The sequence below is a fragment of the Blastococcus atacamensis genome (assembly GCF_002938425.1).
Classification (GTDB): Bacteria; Actinomycetota; Actinomycetes; order Mycobacteriales; family Geodermatophilaceae; genus Blastococcus; species Blastococcus atacamensis.
This window is the reverse complement of the sequence record NZ_POQU01000049.1, coordinates 1-15,107: the sequence shown is the minus strand read 5'-3', so window position 1 is coordinate 15,107 and position 15,107 is coordinate 1. Positions and strand designations below refer to the sequence as shown.

The 15,107-nt window shown below is 72.5% G+C and carries 17 protein-coding genes; 6 read left to right on the top strand and 11 right to left on the bottom strand.

The genetic code is table 11. From position 1 onward, the window contains the following. Positions 1-72 precede the first annotated feature (72 nt). Complete coding sequence (locus C5508_RS12475) at positions 73-492, bottom strand: ArsI/CadI family heavy metal resistance metalloenzyme (protein ID WP_104525272.1); 420 nt, start codon at positions 490-492, stop codon at positions 73-75. A gap of 130 nt (positions 493-622) precedes the next feature. On the opposite strand from C5508_RS12475, the gene C5508_RS12470 reads away from it, so the two are divergent. The 3 genes from C5508_RS12470 to C5508_RS12460 are packed head-to-tail and all read left to right on the top strand — an operon-like array spanning position 623 to position 2,519. Further along, positions 623-964, top strand: coding sequence for an ArsR/SmtB family transcription factor (locus C5508_RS12470; RefSeq protein WP_104525271.1), 342 nt, complete (start codon positions 623-625; stop codon positions 962-964). Continuing rightward, the gene (gene arsB, locus C5508_RS12465; protein WP_104525270.1) at positions 961-2,085 is read left to right on the top strand and encodes an ACR3 family arsenite efflux transporter; all 1,125 of its coding nucleotides are present in this window, start codon (positions 961-963) and stop codon (positions 2,083-2,085) included. Before C5508_RS12470 ends, arsB begins: the two co-directional genes overlap by 4 nt. After that, the gene (locus tag C5508_RS12460) at positions 2,082-2,519 is read left to right on the top strand and encodes an arsenate reductase ArsC (protein WP_104525269.1); all 438 of its coding nucleotides are present in this window, start codon (positions 2,082-2,084) and stop codon (positions 2,517-2,519) included. The genes arsB and C5508_RS12460 overlap by 4 nt, the downstream gene beginning before the upstream one ends. On the opposite strand, the gene C5508_RS12455 is transcribed toward C5508_RS12460, so the two are convergent. The 4 genes from C5508_RS12455 to mgrA form a co-directional block, all read right to left on the bottom strand. Continuing rightward, entirely contained in the window at positions 2,481-3,029 is a 549-nt protein-coding gene (locus C5508_RS12455; protein WP_232797097.1) for a DUF4334 domain-containing protein, read from the bottom strand. The two genes, C5508_RS12460 and C5508_RS12455, sit on opposite strands and share 39 nt — an antisense overlap. Continuing rightward, on the bottom strand, positions 3,026-3,235 hold the full coding sequence (locus tag C5508_RS12450) for a DUF4177 domain-containing protein (RefSeq protein ID WP_104525268.1): 210 nt from the start codon (positions 3,233-3,235) through the stop codon (positions 3,026-3,028). The genes C5508_RS12455 and C5508_RS12450 overlap by 4 nt, the downstream gene beginning before the upstream one ends. Before the next feature lie 17 nt (positions 3,236-3,252). Then, positions 3,253-4,128, bottom strand: a complete 876-nt coding sequence (locus tag C5508_RS12445; protein WP_198598050.1) for a lysophospholipid acyltransferase family protein — start codon at positions 4,126-4,128, stop codon at positions 3,253-3,255. A gap of 183 nt (positions 4,129-4,311) precedes the next feature. Next, positions 4,312-5,343 (bottom strand): L-glyceraldehyde 3-phosphate reductase, encoded by a 1,032-nt coding sequence (gene mgrA / locus C5508_RS12440; protein ID WP_104525267.1) that lies wholly within the window; start codon positions 5,341-5,343, stop codon positions 4,312-4,314. Positions 5,344-5,649: 306 nt separating this feature from the next. Here mgrA and C5508_RS19955 point away from each other — a divergent pair, with 306 nt between their 5' ends. Together C5508_RS19955 and C5508_RS12435 are read left to right on the top strand one after the other, a co-directional pair. Continuing rightward, positions 5,650-5,823, top strand: a complete 174-nt coding sequence (locus tag C5508_RS19955; RefSeq protein WP_198598049.1) for a hypothetical protein — start codon at positions 5,650-5,652, stop codon at positions 5,821-5,823. Next, on the top strand, positions 5,820-7,289 hold the full coding sequence (locus tag C5508_RS12435; RefSeq protein WP_232797096.1) for a serine hydrolase domain-containing protein: 1,470 nt from the start codon (positions 5,820-5,822) through the stop codon (positions 7,287-7,289). Before C5508_RS19955 ends, C5508_RS12435 begins: the two co-directional genes overlap by 4 nt. Here the strand turns inward: C5508_RS12435 and C5508_RS19570 are convergent. From C5508_RS19570 to C5508_RS12420, 4 genes are all read right to left on the bottom strand, one after another. Continuing rightward, a complete protein-coding gene (locus tag C5508_RS19570) occupies positions 7,250-7,414 on the bottom strand; it encodes a hypothetical protein (protein ID WP_157944083.1) in 165 nt (54 codons plus the stop codon). The genes C5508_RS12435 and C5508_RS19570 overlap by 40 nt on opposite strands. A gap of 39 nt (positions 7,415-7,453) precedes the next feature. Beyond that, positions 7,454-8,326: an alpha/beta fold hydrolase gene (locus C5508_RS12430; protein WP_104525265.1), complete on the bottom strand. Its 873-nt coding sequence runs from the start codon at positions 8,324-8,326 to the stop codon at positions 7,454-7,456. Positions 8,327-8,418: 92 nt separating this feature from the next. Next, positions 8,419-8,988, bottom strand: a complete 570-nt coding sequence (locus C5508_RS12425) for a hypothetical protein (RefSeq protein ID WP_104525264.1) — start codon at positions 8,986-8,988, stop codon at positions 8,419-8,421. A gap of 125 nt (positions 8,989-9,113) precedes the next feature. Next, positions 9,114-9,809 (bottom strand): SemiSWEET transporter, encoded by a 696-nt coding sequence (locus C5508_RS12420; RefSeq protein WP_104525263.1) that lies wholly within the window; start codon positions 9,807-9,809, stop codon positions 9,114-9,116. A gap of 279 nt (positions 9,810-10,088) precedes the next feature. On the opposite strand from C5508_RS12420, the gene C5508_RS12415 reads away from it, so the two are divergent. Continuing rightward, a complete protein-coding gene (locus tag C5508_RS12415; RefSeq protein ID WP_104525262.1) occupies positions 10,089-12,185 on the top strand; it encodes a M14 family zinc carboxypeptidase in 2,097 nt (698 codons plus the stop codon). 394 nt (positions 12,186-12,579) lie between these two features. On the opposite strand, the gene C5508_RS12410 is transcribed toward C5508_RS12415, so the two are convergent. Both C5508_RS12410 and C5508_RS12405 read right to left on the bottom strand, forming a co-directional pair. Continuing rightward, the gene (locus C5508_RS12410) at positions 12,580-14,361 is read right to left on the bottom strand and encodes a BCCT family transporter (RefSeq protein WP_104525282.1); all 1,782 of its coding nucleotides are present in this window, start codon (positions 14,359-14,361) and stop codon (positions 12,580-12,582) included. 208 nt (positions 14,362-14,569) lie between these two features. Continuing rightward, positions 14,570-14,968, bottom strand: coding sequence for a hypothetical protein (locus C5508_RS12405; protein ID WP_104525261.1), 399 nt, complete (start codon positions 14,966-14,968; stop codon positions 14,570-14,572). Between the last annotated feature and the right edge of the window lie 139 nt (positions 14,969-15,107).

Sequence of the window (15,107 nt, the reverse complement as noted above, 5' to 3'; positions counted from 1 at the left end):
CTCGTGGCGATCAGGCGCTGATCACCACGAGTTCGTGTGGCTCGAGCTCATGCCAGGCAGGTGCCCCGCGGGTCAGCAGCAGGCCGGCGCGGGCTCCGCCGTCGTCACGCCCTCCAGGTCGGGGCGGGCGTCGCCGGTGACGGTGTAGACCTCCCACGGCTCGCCGCCGGGACCGGTGACCCAGACCTTGTCCTGGACGGCGTAGCAGCAGCTCGTGCCCGCCTCCTCCAGCGTGTCCAGGCCGGCAACGGCCAGCCGCGAGGTGGCAGCGGTGACCTCCTCCGTCGAGGCGACCTCGACGCCGAGGTGGTCCATGCGGGTGGGCTCCCCCGCCTCGCCCTCGAGCAGCACCAGCTTCAGGGGCGGCTCGGCGACGGCGAAGTTGGCGTAGCCGGGACGGCGCTTGGCCGGCGGAGTGCCGAACAGGCGGGAGTAGAACTCCACGGCCGCCTCGAGGTCGGCGACACGGAGAGCGAGCTGGACACGGGACATCAGGACCTCCTGGGGTATGACATCGATGGTCATCGATGTCTGGACGCAGAATGAACACCAGACATCGAAGCTTGTCAATACGATGGGTGTCGCTATGATCGACGCCGATGTCCGATGCGAGGAGACGACCATGAGCGACCCCGTCCTGGCGTGCTGCACGCCGCTGTCCGGCACGGCGATGTCGGCAGACCAGGCCGAGCGGGTCGCACCCCTGCTGAAGGCGCTGGCCGACCCGGTGCGGTTGCGCCTGGTCAGCCTGATCGCCTCCGGCGGGAGCGGCGAGGCCTGCGTCTGCGATCTCAACGACGCCTTCGACCTGACCCAGGCCACGATCAGCCACCACCTCAAGGTGCTGCACTCGGCCGGCCTCCTCGACCGGGAGAAGCGCGGCGTGTGGGTCTACTACGCGGTCAGGCCCTCCGCGCTGGCCGCCGTCGCCAGCCTGTTCGACATCTCTCGGGTGCCGGCATGAGCGACGCCGTCCGCGAGACCGCGCGGACCGACGTCCCGGCCGACGCGCCGGTGCTGCAGAAGCTGTCCACGCTCGACCGCTTCCTGCCGGTCTGGATCATCGCCGCCATGGCCCTGGGCCTGGCCCTGGGGCGCTGGGTGCCCGGCCTGGACGACGCGCTGGGCGCCGTCGAGGTCGGCGACGTGAGCCTGCCCATCGCGATCGGGCTGCTGCTGATGATGTACCCCGTGCTGGCGAAGGTCCGGTACTCCGAGCTCGACCGGGTGACCGGCGATCGGAAGCTGCTCGCAGCCTCGCTGGCGCTCAACTGGCTGCTCGGCCCGGCGCTGATGTTCGCCCTCGCCTGGCTGCTGCTGCCCGACCTGCCCGAGTACCGGACCGGCCTGATCATCGTCGGCCTGGCGCGCTGCATCGCGATGGTGCTGATCTGGAACGACCTCTCCTGCGGTGACCGGGAGGCCGCCGCGGTGCTGGTCGCCATCAACTCGGTCTTCCAGATCGTGGCCTTCGCCGCCCTCGGCTGGTTCTACCTGCAGGTCCTGCCCGGCTGGCTCGGCCTGTCGACGACGTCGGCGGAGTTCAGCGTCTGGGCCATCGTCGTCTCGGTGCTGGTCTTCCTCGGCATCCCGCTGGTGGCCGGGTTCCTGACCCGCACGCTGGGTGAGCGGCGGAAGGGACGCACCTGGTACGAGGAGCGCTTCCTGCCCCGCATCGGCCCGGTCGCGCTGTACGGGCTGCTGTTCACGATCGTCATGCTCTTCGCGCTGCAGGGCGACGCGATCCTCTCCCAGCCCTGGGACGTCGCCCGCATCGCGCTGCCCCTGCTGGCCTACTTCGCGCTGATGTTCGGCGGCTCGTTCCTGCTCGGCATGCGGCTGCGGCTGGGCTACGCGAAGACCGCCACCCTGGCGTTCACCGCGGCCGGCAACAACTTCGAGCTCGCGATCGCCGTCGCCATCGGCACCTTCGGCGTCACCAGCGGCCAGGCGCTCGCCGGCGTCGTCGGTCCGCTGATCGAGGTGCCGGTGCTGGTGGCGCTCGTCTACGTCTCCCTCTGGGCCGCCCGCCGCTGGTTTCCCGGCGACCCGACCGTCCCCGCGATCCCGAGGAGCACCCGATGACCCCGTCCGTCCTGTTCGTCTGCGTGCACAACGCCGGCCGGTCCCAGATGGCCGCCGGCTGGCTGCGTTCCCTCGCCGGCGACGCCGTCGAGGTGCGCTCGGCCGGTTCCGTCCCCGGCGACCAGGTCAACCCGTCAGCCGTGCGGGCGATGGCCGAGGTGGGCATCGACATCTCGGACCAGCGGCCGAAGGTGCTCACTCCCGACGCCGTGGAGTCCTCCGACGTCGTCATCACCATGGGCTGCGGCGACGCCTGCCCGATCTTCCCCGGGAAGCGCTACCTGGACTGGCCGCTCGACGACCCGGCCGGCCAGGGCGTCGAGGCGGTGCGGCCGATCCGCGACGAGATCGAACGCCGGGTGCGCGAACTGCTGGCCGAGCTGCTGCCGGAGGCGTCAGTCGCGGTGCAGGACGAAGAAGAACGGGTCCGGTAGCCCCCGGAGGTCCATCAGACCCAGCACCGTGCGGGCGCTCACCCGCCGGAAGACGTCGATGATCGGCAGCGCGTCGTAGACCATGGCCGCGGTCACCACGCCGCGGTGCTCGATCTCGCGGAGCCGGGCGCGCGGGCGTGCGGTGATCAGCAGCGGGCGGACGGCGGTGAACGCGGCCCGCACAGCCCGCGAGTGCGCCAGTCCGGGCCGGCCGCGCAGCACGCTGACCGGGATCAGCGCAGGGTCGACCGGTCGCGGGCCGGAGCGGGTGCTGAACAGCAGCGGGTGCACGGTCTCGGCGTCGAGGAACTCCTTGCCGTACCAACCGTAGGACTCCAGCAGCCCGTCCAGCGGCGAGCCGGTGGGCAGCCCGCTCCCCCGCCACCGGCCGATCATCTCCGTCACCGAGACCGGCCGGAAGGCGTCGAACAGCGCGAACGCCTGGTCGACCGGCATGCCCTCGGGGTGCTCGGCCGCCCACCGCTCGCCGTCGAGGACCTGCGGCCTCACGCGACCGGGCGCTCGAAGGCGACGAGGACGCCCTCGACCCCGCCGGGCCCGATGCGCCCCTTCACCTCGACGGACGTGATGGCCTTCAGCTGCCACCCCTCCCGGGCGTGCTGGTTGAGCACCTTCTCCAGCTTCCCGCCGGACATCTTGCCGCCGATCATCCCCTCGCGGATCTCCTCGACCTTGTACTCGTACCGAGCCGCCATGACTGCTCCCTCCTCCGTCAGCCGAGCACGGGAAGCGTGCGCTTCGCCGCGAGCCGGTCCATGCCCGCCTGGATGACCGACTCCACCTCGTCGTAGATCTTCTGCACGTAGCCCTTGTCCTCGGCGCGCTCGGGATCGGTGTCGACCTCGATCGGATCGAGCAGCTCGGTGCGGATCTTGGCCGGGAGCGGCACGTGCGCCGGCAGGATCTCCACCGCGATCGGGAACGGGAAGCCGGCGATGACCGGCAGGTTCGCGCCGCGCAACGTCTTCTTCAGCCCGGTGACCTTGTCGACGGCGTTGGCCAGCCACTTGCCCTCGGAGAGCACGAAGACCGTGTCGTGGCCGCCGACCGTGGCCACCGGCAGGATCGGGACGCCGGAGCGGATGGCCTGCTTCACGAAGCCGGTGCGCCCGCCCAGCGTGGCGATGTCGCGCTTCCACCAGCTGCGCATCGAGTCCACCTCCCCGCCGGGCCAGACGACGACGTCCTCACCCTGCGCCAGGGCCTTGCCCACGCTCTGCCGGTTGGCGGCGATCACGCCGACCGCGCGGAAGTAGTCCCCCAGGCCCGGCGCCGCCATGAGCACGTCGTGCGCGGTGCCGTGCAGGGTCCGCCTGCCCTCGAAGTGCTTCTGCCAGGCGTGGACCAGCGTCCAGGCGTCCATGGTCAGCGCGCCGCCGGAGTGCACACCGATGACCAGGCATGTGCGGTCGGGCACCCGCTCCCAGCCCTCGATCTCGAGCCGGAAGTAGTACTTCTCCAGCAGGTCGACGAGCGGCTGCTGGAGCTTCATCACCGTCTCGTTCGGCGGCTGCGGGTCCATCGCTGCACCCACCCGCCACTGGATGAGGCGCTGCAGGATGTTCGGCTGCTCCGAGTCGCCGGCCACGGCTGCTCCCCCGTCTCTGAAGGACTGACGTACCGGGGAGGCACGCCGGTGTGCACCAACGCCCCCGTCGTCCGGCGGTCACGCGGACTGCCGGACTTTCTCGTCCGGCAGGACGGGGCGGCGGCGCTGCGACCGTGATCGTGACACGGATCACCCCGGGCCACCCGCCCCGGGCCGCGGCGGTCACGCCGTTCGGGGGGCCTCCCAGAGGTCGATGCCACCGTCCACGGCGTGCTGGTCGATCGCGGCCAGCTCGTCGGCGGAGAACTCCAGGTCGGCCAGTGCGCCCACGTTCTGCTCCAGCTGGCCGACGCTGCTCGCCCCCACCAGCACGGTCGTCATCCGCTCGTCGCGCAGCGCCCACGCCAGCGCCATCTGGGCGAGGCTCTGCCCACGACCCCGCGCCATCTCGTCCAGCGCGCGGACGTGGCCGAGCGCCTCGTCGGTCAGCAGGTCGGTCGACAGCGACTTGCCCTGGCTGGCGCGGGACCCCTCGGGCACGCCGCCCAGGTACTTGTCGGTGAGCATCCCCTGTGCCAGTGGGGAGAAGGCGATGCATCCCGCCCCGACGTCGGCGAGGGTGTCGAGCAGGCCCTCGGTCTCGATCCAGCGGTTGAGCATCGAGTACGACGGCTGGTGGATGAGCAGCGGCGTGCCCAGATCGGCCAGGATCGCCGCTGCCTTCGCGGTGTCCTCCGGGGAGTAGGAGGAGATGCCCGCGTAGAGCGCCTTCCCGGAGCGGACGGCGGTGTCCAGCGCCCCCATCGTCTCCTCGAGCGGCGTCGTGGGGTCGGGCCGGTGCGAGTAGAAGATGTCCACGTACTCGAGACGCATGCGCGCCAGCGACTGGTCCAGGCTCGACAGCAGGTACTTCCGCGAGCCGCCGCCCTGACCGTAGGGGCCCGGCCACATGTCGTAGCCGGCCTTGGTGCTGATGACCAGTTCGTCACGGTAGGGCCGGAAGTCGTCGTCGAGGTGCCGGCCGAAGTTGGTCTCCGCCGAGCCGTAGGGCGGGCCGTAGTTGTTGGCCAGGTCGAAGTGCGTGATGCCCAGGTCGAAGGCCCGCCGCAGGATGGCCCGCTGCCGGTCGAACGGGACGTCGTCGCCGAAGTTGTGCCACAGCCCGAGGCTGATCACCGGGAGGTCCAGTCCGCTGCGACCGGTGCGGCGGTAGGTCATGGAGTCGTAGCGGCCGTCGGCTGCGGAGTAGGGCATGCACTGATCCTCGTCTGCCCCGCCCCCTCCCGCAGTACCTGTGTCGAGGGGTAACCGGATCCGGTTCGGCTCGTTGGGACACGGCACAGCCCACCGTGTCGTCGAAGAGCCGCATGCGCCGCCCGCTCCCCCGTGCCGCACTCGCCCCCGGTGCCGCCGTCGCGCTCGTCGTCGCTTCTACTTCGGCTACTCCGTGACCACCGCCGAGGGTGCGGTGCGGGACGACGACCTGACCGGGGTCGGCTGCTAGCCACGCGGGCCTAGGGTGGGGTGGTCGCCGTCCACCCCACCCTCCGGAGGAAACCGATGCTGCGCCTCCTCGCAGTCCTGCTGGCGGTCTGGCTCGTCGTCACCGTGGTCGGTGCGGTGATCAAGGGGTTGTTCTGGCTCGCCGTGATCGGGGCGCTGTTCTTCGTCGGCACCGCGGTGCTCGGCTGGGCCCGGCGCGAGAACCAGAAGTCGCTGCCCCGGGGATGGTGACCGGCTCTCCCGACCGGCTCGCCGCGCAGACGGCCACCGCCCGCGCGGCCGCCGGATACCTGCGCTCGTGGGTGGAGGCGCAGGCCGCCCACCGCCGCGTGCCGGGTGTCCAGGTGGCCATCCGCTCCGGCGGGGAGCTGGTGCTGTCGGCCGCGATCGGGGTCGCCGACGCCGGGTCCGGCACACCGCTCACGACCACCCACCTGTTCCGCATCGCCTCGCACTCGAAGACGTTCACCGCCACCGCCGTCCTGCAGCTGGTCGAGGCCGGCCGGATGCGGCTGGACGACCCGATCGCCCTGCACGTGCCCGAACTCGTCGGTTCACCGGTCGCGGCCGTGACCGTCCGCGAGCTGCTCGGCCACCAGGCGGGCGTGGTCCGGGACGGCGAGCAGGCCGACTTCTGGCAGCTCGGCACGCCGTTCCCCGACCGCGCCCAGGTCGTGGCCGCCGTCGTCCGGGCCGGCGCCGTGCACCAGCGCAACGAGCACTTCAAGTACTCCAACCTCGGTTACGCGCTGGTCGGCCTGGCGATCGAGACGGTGACCGGCAGCTCGTTCGCCGACCACTGCCGGACGGCGATCCTCGAGCCGCTGGGCCTGGTCCGCACCGGCGCCGAGTACGACCCCGCCCGGGCCGGGGAGTACGCGGCCGGCCACACCGGCCTGCTGCTGGGCGAGGACACCCGCGAGGTCATCGAGCACGTCGACACCCGCGCTCTCGCCCCGGCCACCGGGTTCTTCTCCACCGCCGAGGAGCTCTCGGCCTACGGAGCGGCACACGTCCTGGGCGACGAGCGGCTGCTGACCGACGACTCGAAGCGGCTGATGCAGCGGCTGGAGTCGGTGGTGACCGCCTACGGCGCCGAGGTGGGCCGCTACGGCGTCGGGCTGCAGCTCATGACCGTGGGCGAGCGGGAGCTGGTCGGGCACAGCGGCGGGTATCCGGGGCACATCACGCTGACGCTGGTCGACCCGGTGGGCGGGCTCGTGGTCAGCGTGCTCACCAACGCCATCGACGGTCCGGCGCACGACCTCGCCGTCGGTCTGGTGAAGCTGGTCGACGTCGCGCTGGACCCGCGGGCCGAGGTCCCCGCGCCCCCGGCGGGAGCTCCGCCGCTGTCGGCGTTCACCGGCCGGTTCGCCTCGCTCTGGGGCATGGAGGACGTCGCCGAGCTGGGCGGGCGGCTGGTCCTGGTGCGGCCGCTGGCCCCGGACCCGCTGCCCGGGACCGAGGAGCTCCAGGTGCTCGACGCCGACACGCTCCGGGTCGCTCCCCAACCGGGGTTCGGCGCCCCGGGCGAGCGGGTGCCGGTGATCCGGGACGCGACCGGGCGGGTCACCTCGATCCGGCTGGCGGGCGTGACCGGGGTGCCGGTCGAGGAGTTCCTCCGTCGGCGGTCGGCGATGACCCGGACCGGCTGGGCTCAGTCCCCGTCGGCGTCGCCGGCCATCCCGTCCGCGTAGCGCAGCGGATCACCGGACCACGTCGCGACCGACTGCCGCGGCTCGGCCACGGACTCCACCTGGTCGGCAGCGGCCACGGGGATGAACAGGTCCTCGGCCGGGATCGCGTACGGGCTCTCGCTCACGGCTGGAGCGTCGCGGACGCGGGTCGCGCTGTCCAGGGCTCAGCGGGCGGGGACGACTCGGTCCAGCCAGGCGAGCAGGTCGGCGACGACCTCGGCCCGGTTCGTCTCGTTGAAGACCTCGTGGCGGGCGCCCTCGTAGGCCTGCAGGGTGACGTCCTCCAGCCCGGTCTCCCGCAGCCGCTGCACCAGTGCGTGCACCAGCGCCAGCTGGGCGTTCAGCGGATCGGCGTCCCCGACGACGACGTACACGGGCAGGTCGGTGCGGACCTGCCGCAGCTGCTCGGGGTCGGCCATCCGGCGGGCGGAGACGAACATCTGCTTGTTGTCCGGCGCCGACAGCCCGAAGCCGCAGCGCGGGTCGGCTACGTAGGCGTCGACCTGGGCCTCGTCGCGCGAGAGCCAGTCGTAGTCGGTGCGGGCCGGCGCGAACGGCGCGTTGAACGCCGAGAGGTCGGTCGGCCCGTCGAGGTCGAGCGCGGGCTCCAGCAGGTCCAGCGTCGTGGTGCCGCTGAGCACCAGCCCGGCGAGCTCCGCACTGGAGTCGAGGACGTACTGCTGGGCGGCGAAGGACCCCATGCTGTGGCCGAGCAGCACCAGGGGCACGCCGGGGTGGTCCGCGCGCGCCCGCTCGCCGACCCGGCCGAGATCACGCACCAGCTCGTCCCAGCCGCCGGGCCCGAGCTCGCCCCAGTGCCCGTCCTGCGCGGTGGCGCCGTGCCCGCGGTGGTCCTGCCCGACGACGACGAAGCCGGCGTCGGTCAGGTTCGCCGCCAGCGGCTCGTAGCGCAGCAGGTGCTCCCCCATCCCGTGGGCCAACTGGATGATGCCGCGCGGCGGGCCGGCCGGCTCCCACCGGTAGACGGTCACCGGGACGTCGTGCGCGGAACGGACCTCGAGGATCTGCGGCGGCATGTGCGGAGGCTACGACGCCGGACTTCCACCGTCGCCACGAGTGCGCCGGCGCCGTCCCCGCTCCCGGGCGACGGCGCCGGCGTCGGCGTCGGTCAGTCGCCCTGCCCGCTGCGGTTCGCGTGCGGCCCGTGGCTCCCGTCGCGCGCCGGCGCCTCGCTGTTCACCCGCTCGGTCACCCGCTCCTCCACGTCGGCCAGTCGCTCGTCGGCCTCCTCCTGCGTCAGCCGGCCGTCCTCGATGGCCTGCGCGACCCGTTCCCGCTGCGCCTCGACCAGCGCCGCGACGACGTCGTCGACCGGCACGCCCTCGGTCCCGGCCACCTCGGCGAGCGTGGTGCCCTCGGGCTCCAGAGCGGCGCGCAGCTCGTCCTCGGTCATCCCCAGCGCGGTGGCCGCCGCCTCCAGGCCCGGGCCGCCTCCGCCGGAGCGGCCGTGACCGCCGCGGCCGGCGCCGGCCTCGCTCAGGGTCGTGGCGACCTCGTCGGCCTGCTCCTGGGTGATCGATCCGTCGTCGACCAGGCCGGAGAGCGCGTCGGTGATCCGCTCGACGGCGGACTCGGCGCTGGTGCCCGCGTCGTCGGCGGCCAGCGCCGGCATCGCGACGGCCAGGCCGGTCAGTCCGAGGACTCCGGCGGTGGTGGCGACGATCAGCTTTCTGCGCACGTGCGCTCCTCATCTCGGGGCCGGGACGTTCTCCGGCCGTCGGGAGGAGCGTGGAGCCCGGACCTGTGACCAGCCTGTGCCGGCTCAGTCGAATCCCTGTGGATCGGCCTCGCCGACGGGCCGCCTCAGGCGGCGGCGAGCACCGGCCGAGGATCGGCGGCGCGGGGAGGCCGGGACCCGAGCGCGAGCACCGGGGCTCCGGGCACCCGCGGGCCGAGGACGACCCCGCAGACGACGAGCGCGCACACGAGCCCCACGGCGGCCGACAGCCAGACGGCCGGCTGGCCGAGGGCGAGCCCGTAGGCCGTCCACGCGGCGGAGGACCCCGCGCCCAGCACCCAGCGCGACGGCGAGAGACCCGAGACGTCCTGCGTGCGGTCACGCAGCAGGCTCAGCGGCTGGGGCAGGCAGGCCGCCGCGCCCACCAGCGAGGCGGTGGCACCGAGCGGGCCTGCGAGCACGGCGGGGTCGGCGCCGAGGACGACCACGACGGCTGCGCTGCCCGCGGCGAAGGCCATCAGGCACACCGCCCCCGAGGCCGTGCGCAGCAGCGCCGCCCGTGCACGCAGAGCCGGCTGGGTGAGCAGGAGGGCCCCCAGGAGCGCGGTGTTCGCGGCGCCGACGACGGCGTTGGTCACGATCTGCGCGAGGTCACCGGTCAGGATTCCGAAGACGAGCCAGCAGACGTTGAGGGCAACGGCGAGCCAGGTCCCCGTCGGCGACATCCCGACGGTGCGGCGGTGCCGGCAGGAGAGCCAGAGCTGCGGCCAGACGAGGGCGATGCTGACGGTGGACGCGACGACGCCGAGTGCGGCGGACATGGTGGAGCGGAGTTCCGTTCGACGAGGAGCTGCGATGGCGAGGCCACCGGCGGGAGGGCCGCACGCCGGAATCGGAACGCTCGTCGCTGAGCGGCGCGGCGCGGGCTGCACGGATGGCCATGCAGGACATCGGCGTCATGACCGGGTGACTTGAACGGGTTCAGCTGTGATACCCGTCGCCCGGAGGGCCGCAATCTGGACACGAGGCCGGACGTGACCTCGGGGCGATCCGCTCGTTGGGGCAGCACACCACCACCCCCGCCAGGACCGGAGACACGCATGCTGCCTCGTTCCTTCCGCCGACGGGCCGCCGTGTGCGCGGCCTCCACCGCCGTGCTCCTCGGCATCACCACGGCCGGCCCCACGACCTCGACGGCCCAGGCCGAGGGGGAGTTCCGGCCGCAGCTGGTCACGGTGGACACCCCCACCCGCGCCGACAAGGCCCTGCTGCAGACCCTGGGTCTGGACCTCACCGAGCACGCCGGCCACGACTACGTCGAGGTGGTCCTCCACAGCCCGGCCGACGTCGTCGCACTGACGACCGCGGGACTCGGTTTCGACGTCCGCATCCCCGACCTGCTCGCCCGCCAGGCGGAGAACAACCGGATCGACGCCGCCTACGCGAGCGCCACCACCACCTCGCCGCTGCCGTCGGGCCGGGACGCCTATCGCACGCTGACGGACTACAACGCCGACATGGCCGCGCTCGAGCGCGATCACCCGGGCCTGGTGAAGCGGTTCGCTCTTCCCCACGCCTCGCTCGACGGCCGGCAGATCTACGGCGTCGAGATCGGCGGCGACGTGCGGGGACCGGACCGCGGCCTGCCGACCTTCCTGATGCTCGGGGTGCACCACGCGCGCGAATGGCCCTCCGGTGAGCACGCGATGGAGTTCGCCGTCGACCTGGTGGAGAACTACGGCAGCGACCCCCGGATCACCGACCTGGTGAACCGCTCGCGCGTCGTCGTCGTCCCGGTGGTGAACGTCGACGGGTTCGAGCTGTCCCGCACCGACGGCGGGCTGGTCGACCTGCGCGCGGCCGACCAGGGCGGCACCGCCACGATCCTCGGCACCCCCGGGAACGCCTACAAGCGCAAGAACTGCCGTCTGGTCGACGGGCAGGACACGCCGGACGGCACCTGCCGCGCCGGCAGTCTCACCAGCCCCGGCGGCTACGGCACCGGCATCGACCTGAACCGCAACTACGGCGGGTACTGGGGCGGGCCCGGGGCCTCGGACCTGTTCGCCGACCCCACCTACCGGGGGGCCGCGGCGTTCTCCGAGCCCGAGACGCAGAACATCCGCGAGCTGATCAGCGGCCGGCACGTGACGACGCTGATCACCAACCACACGTTCTCGAACCTGGTGCTGCGGCCCAACGGCGTCGCACCGGACCAGGTCGCACCCAGCGAGGGCATCCCGCTCGGCGACCCCTACGACGAGGCCGCCCTCGAGCAGCTCGGCGATGCCATGGCCGAGCAGAACGGGTACACCAGCCAGCACGCGTGGGAGCTCTACGACACCACGGGCTCCACCGAGGACTGGTCGTACAACGCCACCGGCGGGTTCGGCTACACCTTCGAGATCGGCCCCGACGAGTTCCACCCGCCGTTCCCCGAGGTCATCGACGAATACCTCGGCGCCGGGGAGCACGCCGGGAAGGGCAACCGCGAGGCCTACCTCCTGGCCCTGCAGAACGCCGTCGACCCGGAGACGCACTCGGTCCTGACCGGCAAGGCGCCTGCCGGCTCGACCCTGCGGCTGAGGAAGACCGTCGCGACCCCCACCTGGGAGGGCTCGATCACCGACACCCTCGACACGGCCATGACCGTCGGGCCCGACGGCCGCTACACCTGGCACGTGAACCCCTCGACCCGCCCGGCGGTCAAGGACCGCCAGGTCGAGACCGTGTCCGCAGAGCCGGTCCAGCAGCAGTCCTGGACCGGGACCACGCTGCCGCTGCAGTCCACCGACCACGAGTTCACCGTCGACCGGGATGCCGATCTGTTCGAGGTGGTGCTGGACTGGCCCACCCCGGACGACATGGACCTGGAGGTCTACCGGAAGAACACCGACGGCTCCCTCACCCAGGTCGGCAGCTCCGGCAACTTCGTCGGCGAGAAGGAGCGGGTGCTGCTCCAGGACCCGGCGCAGGGCACGTACGTGCTGCGGGCGATCAACTTCGCCTCGGTGGCACCGACCTGGACGCTGACTGCTTCCCTGTTCGAGGCGGAGAGCTCGACGGTGCCGGGTCTGGTGGAGAACTGGACGCTGACGTGCGAGGTCGCCGGCCAGGTGCGGCAGAGCGTGCCGGTCGTCGTCGACCGCGGCCAGCGGTTGCGGGTGGACCTGAACGCCTGCGGCCGCCGGCGCTGATCATCCCGCTCCGACGCCCCCGGCCCCGCGAGGCGGGACCGGGGGCGTCGTCGTGCCGATTCCCGGCGCGCCGCCCGGTGGGTCACGGGGCCGGCCGGCGGCGACGCGGCGACGCGGCGACAGTCACGTTCACCGTCGCGGAGACCCGCGCGAGGGGGTCGTGCCCGGACCTCGCCACGGCGCTGGCCGCCGCCGCGCAGGCGGGCACCTCCTTCGCCGGCCGCTCCAACAGCCTGCGGCGGTTCCACGTCGACTCGTCACCGGCGCAAGCCGCCGGACACCCGCCATCGGCGGATCGCGACGGGCCCCGGCGCTGTTGCCGGACGTGCTGAGACGACGACGCTGAGACGACGACGGCCCCCATGACCAGGTCATGGGGGCTGTCGGTCGCTCGCTACCGGCCGGACTGCGGCGTGCCGTCCGGCTCGGTCCGCACCCGGGTGGGCGGGTGCTCATCGGACTCGCCGCCGGCCTCCACCACCAGGACGAAGTCCTCACCGTGCTTCGAGATGCCCTCCACGACCGCCTGCTCGACCGCCTCGGTGGCGAACGTGCGGCGCAGGACCATCGGGTCGGACCGGACGTCCTTGGCCAGCGCGACCGCCAGCCCGACCATGACCAGCGCGAAGGGCAGCGCGGCGATGATCGTCAGGTTCTGCAGCCCCGACAGCGCCTCGTCCCCGCCGACCAGCAGCATCACCGCGGCGACGGCACCCATGACGACGCCCCAGAAGATCACCGTCGGACGGCTGGGCGACAGGGTTCCACGCTCCGAGAGCGAGCCCATGACGATCGAGGCGGCGTCGGCGCCGGAGACGAAGAAGATCGCGACCAGGACCATCACCAGGACCGTCATGACGGTGGCCAGCGGGAACTGCTCCAGCACGCCGAACAGCTGCCCCTCCGACGTCGCCTGACCGGCGACGTCCACGCCGTCCCGCTGGGCCGCGATGCCGGCGCCGCCGAAGACGGCGAACCACATCAGGGTGACCACGCTGGGAACCAGCAGGACGCCGGTGACGAACTGGCGGATCGTGCGGCCGCGGCTGATGCGGGCGATGAAGACGCCGACGAACGGCGTCCAGGACACCCACCAGGCCCAGTAGAAGACCGTCCAGCCGCGCAGCCACTCGGCCATGGCGTCGCCGCCGCTGGCCTCGGTGCGGGCGGCCATCTGGGCGAGGTCGGAGAAGTAGCTGCCGATCGCCCCGGGGATCAGGTTGAGGATCAGCACGGTCGGGCCGACCACGAACACGAAGAGGGCCAGGACGACGGCCAGCACCATGTTGATGTTGGACAGCCACTGGATGCCCTTGGAGATGCCGGACACCGCGGAGGCGACGAACGCCGCGGTCAGGATCGCGATGATCGCGACCAGCAGGCCGTTGCCGACGTCGCCGGCCCAGCCCAGGATCTCCAGCCCGCTGCCGATCTGCAGCGCGCCCAGGCCCAGCGACGCCGCGGACCCGAACAGCGTGGCGAAGATCGCGAGGACGTCGATGAGCTTGCCCGCCGGCCCTTCGGTGCGGCGCTTGCCGAACAGCGGCTCGAACGCGGCGCTGATCAGCTGCTTGCGGCCGCGGCGGAAGGTGCCGTACGCGATGGCCAGACCGACGACGGCGTAGATCGCCCACGGGTGCAGCGTCCAGTGGAACAGCGTCGTCGCCATCGCCGTCGAGATCGCCTCGGGGCTCTCGGCGTCGACGGTGCGCGGGGGCGGCGAGACGTAGTGGGTCAGGGGCTCGGCGACGCCGTAGAACATCAGGCCGATGCCCATGCCGGCGCTGAACATCATCGCGATCCAGGAGACCGTCCGGAACTCGGGCGCCTCGTCGTCGCGGCCCAGCGGGATGCGGCCGTACTTGCTGGCCGCCAGCCACAGGACGAAGACGACGAACGCCGACGCGAGGGTCACGAACAGCCAGCCGAGGTTCTCCTCGACCCAGGTCAACGCGGTGCCGCTGGCTGAGCCCAGGCCGCTCGGGGACATGAAGCCCCAGACGACGAAGGCGACGGCGACGACCGCAGCGATGACGAAGACGACGCGGTCGAGCGCGGCCTTCTCGTCGGCGCGGACGGGCGGCGCGGCGATGGCCGGGTGCTCGTCGGTGCCCGGGCCGGTGCGGGCGTCGTTGGACGCGGAGCCGTCCGGCCCCGGAGGTGCGGTGGGTGTCATGGTCACAGGCGAGCGCGGCGCCGGCGGGCGCCCCTCCGATCGTGTGCGTGCGGGCTGGTCCCCGGCAGTGCGAGCACATCTGCCGACCAGAGGCGGGTCGAGGACCGCCGAGTGGAGGCCCGCGCGGGTTGGGTCACCTGCCTGAGTGCTCGCCCAAGGTCCCCGGAAAACCTCGTATCACCTACCCGGATGACCCCGATGGTGCAGATCAGGCCAGGTGCGGGGTGCGGACCGGGTCCCGCAGCGTGTCCAGTGCACGGTGCATTCCCACGGTCACCGCGCCGAGGGCGAAGAACCCCTCGTCGTCGGCGACGTCCGAGGTCCGCAGCAGCGTCGTCAGGCGCTGCAGAGCCGCTTCTGCCGTCTCGATGGCCGCGGCGCGGTCGTCGAGGTCGCCCTCCTGCGCGGCCGTGGGATAGGGGTTGCAGACGACGCCGGCGAGGGAGTCCAGCGCGTCGGCGAGCACCCAGCCGGTGCCGCCGTCGATCCGGTCGAGCCCGCGGCGGTGCGGTTGGAACTCGACCACCAGCGTGGTGAGGTCGTCGACGAGGACGGCGACCCGGTCCAGCGCACGCGACTGCTCGCGGATCCGGTCGGCGGTCCCCACCCAAGCGCGGGCGCGCGGGTTGGCCCTCCGGGCCCGGGCCACCACCTGCTCGGCGGTGCGCAGGATGTCTCTTAGTACATTCTGACGCAGCCGTCGAAGAGTACTGTAGACATATCGGTGGGTGTACGATCATTAGAAA

What these genes read in the sequence shown, in the direction of transcription:
- C5508_RS12475 (WP_104525272.1), bottom strand. Translation starts at nt 492, where the DNA reads ATGTCCCGTGTCCAGCTCGCTCTCCGTGTCGCCGACCTCGAGGCGGCC.
- C5508_RS12470 (WP_104525271.1), top strand. Translation starts at nt 623, where the DNA reads ATGAGCGACCCCGTCCTGGCGTGCTGCACGCCGCTGTCCGGCACGGCG.
- arsB (WP_104525270.1), top strand. Translation starts at nt 961, where the DNA reads ATGAGCGACGCCGTCCGCGAGACCGCGCGGACCGACGTCCCGGCCGAC.
- C5508_RS12460 (WP_104525269.1), top strand. Translation starts at nt 2,082, where the DNA reads ATGACCCCGTCCGTCCTGTTCGTCTGCGTGCACAACGCCGGCCGGTCC.
- C5508_RS12450 (WP_104525268.1), bottom strand. Translation starts at nt 3,235, where the DNA reads ATGGCGGCTCGGTACGAGTACAAGGTCGAGGAGATCCGCGAGGGGATG.
- mgrA (WP_104525267.1), bottom strand. Translation starts at nt 5,343, where the DNA reads ATGCCCTACTCCGCAGCCGACGGCCGCTACGACTCCATGACCTACCGC.
- C5508_RS19955 (WP_198598049.1), top strand. Translation starts at nt 5,650, where the DNA reads ATGCTGCGCCTCCTCGCAGTCCTGCTGGCGGTCTGGCTCGTCGTCACC.
- C5508_RS12430 (WP_104525265.1), bottom strand. Translation starts at nt 8,326, where the DNA reads ATGCCGCCGCAGATCCTCGAGGTCCGTTCCGCGCACGACGTCCCGGTG.
- C5508_RS12420 (WP_104525263.1), bottom strand. Translation starts at nt 9,809, where the DNA reads ATGTCCGCCGCACTCGGCGTCGTCGCGTCCACCGTCAGCATCGCCCTC.
- C5508_RS12415 (WP_104525262.1), top strand. Translation starts at nt 10,089, where the DNA reads ATGCTGCCTCGTTCCTTCCGCCGACGGGCCGCCGTGTGCGCGGCCTCC.
- C5508_RS12410 (WP_104525282.1), bottom strand. Translation starts at nt 14,361, where the DNA reads ATGACACCCACCGCACCTCCGGGGCCGGACGGCTCCGCGTCCAACGAC.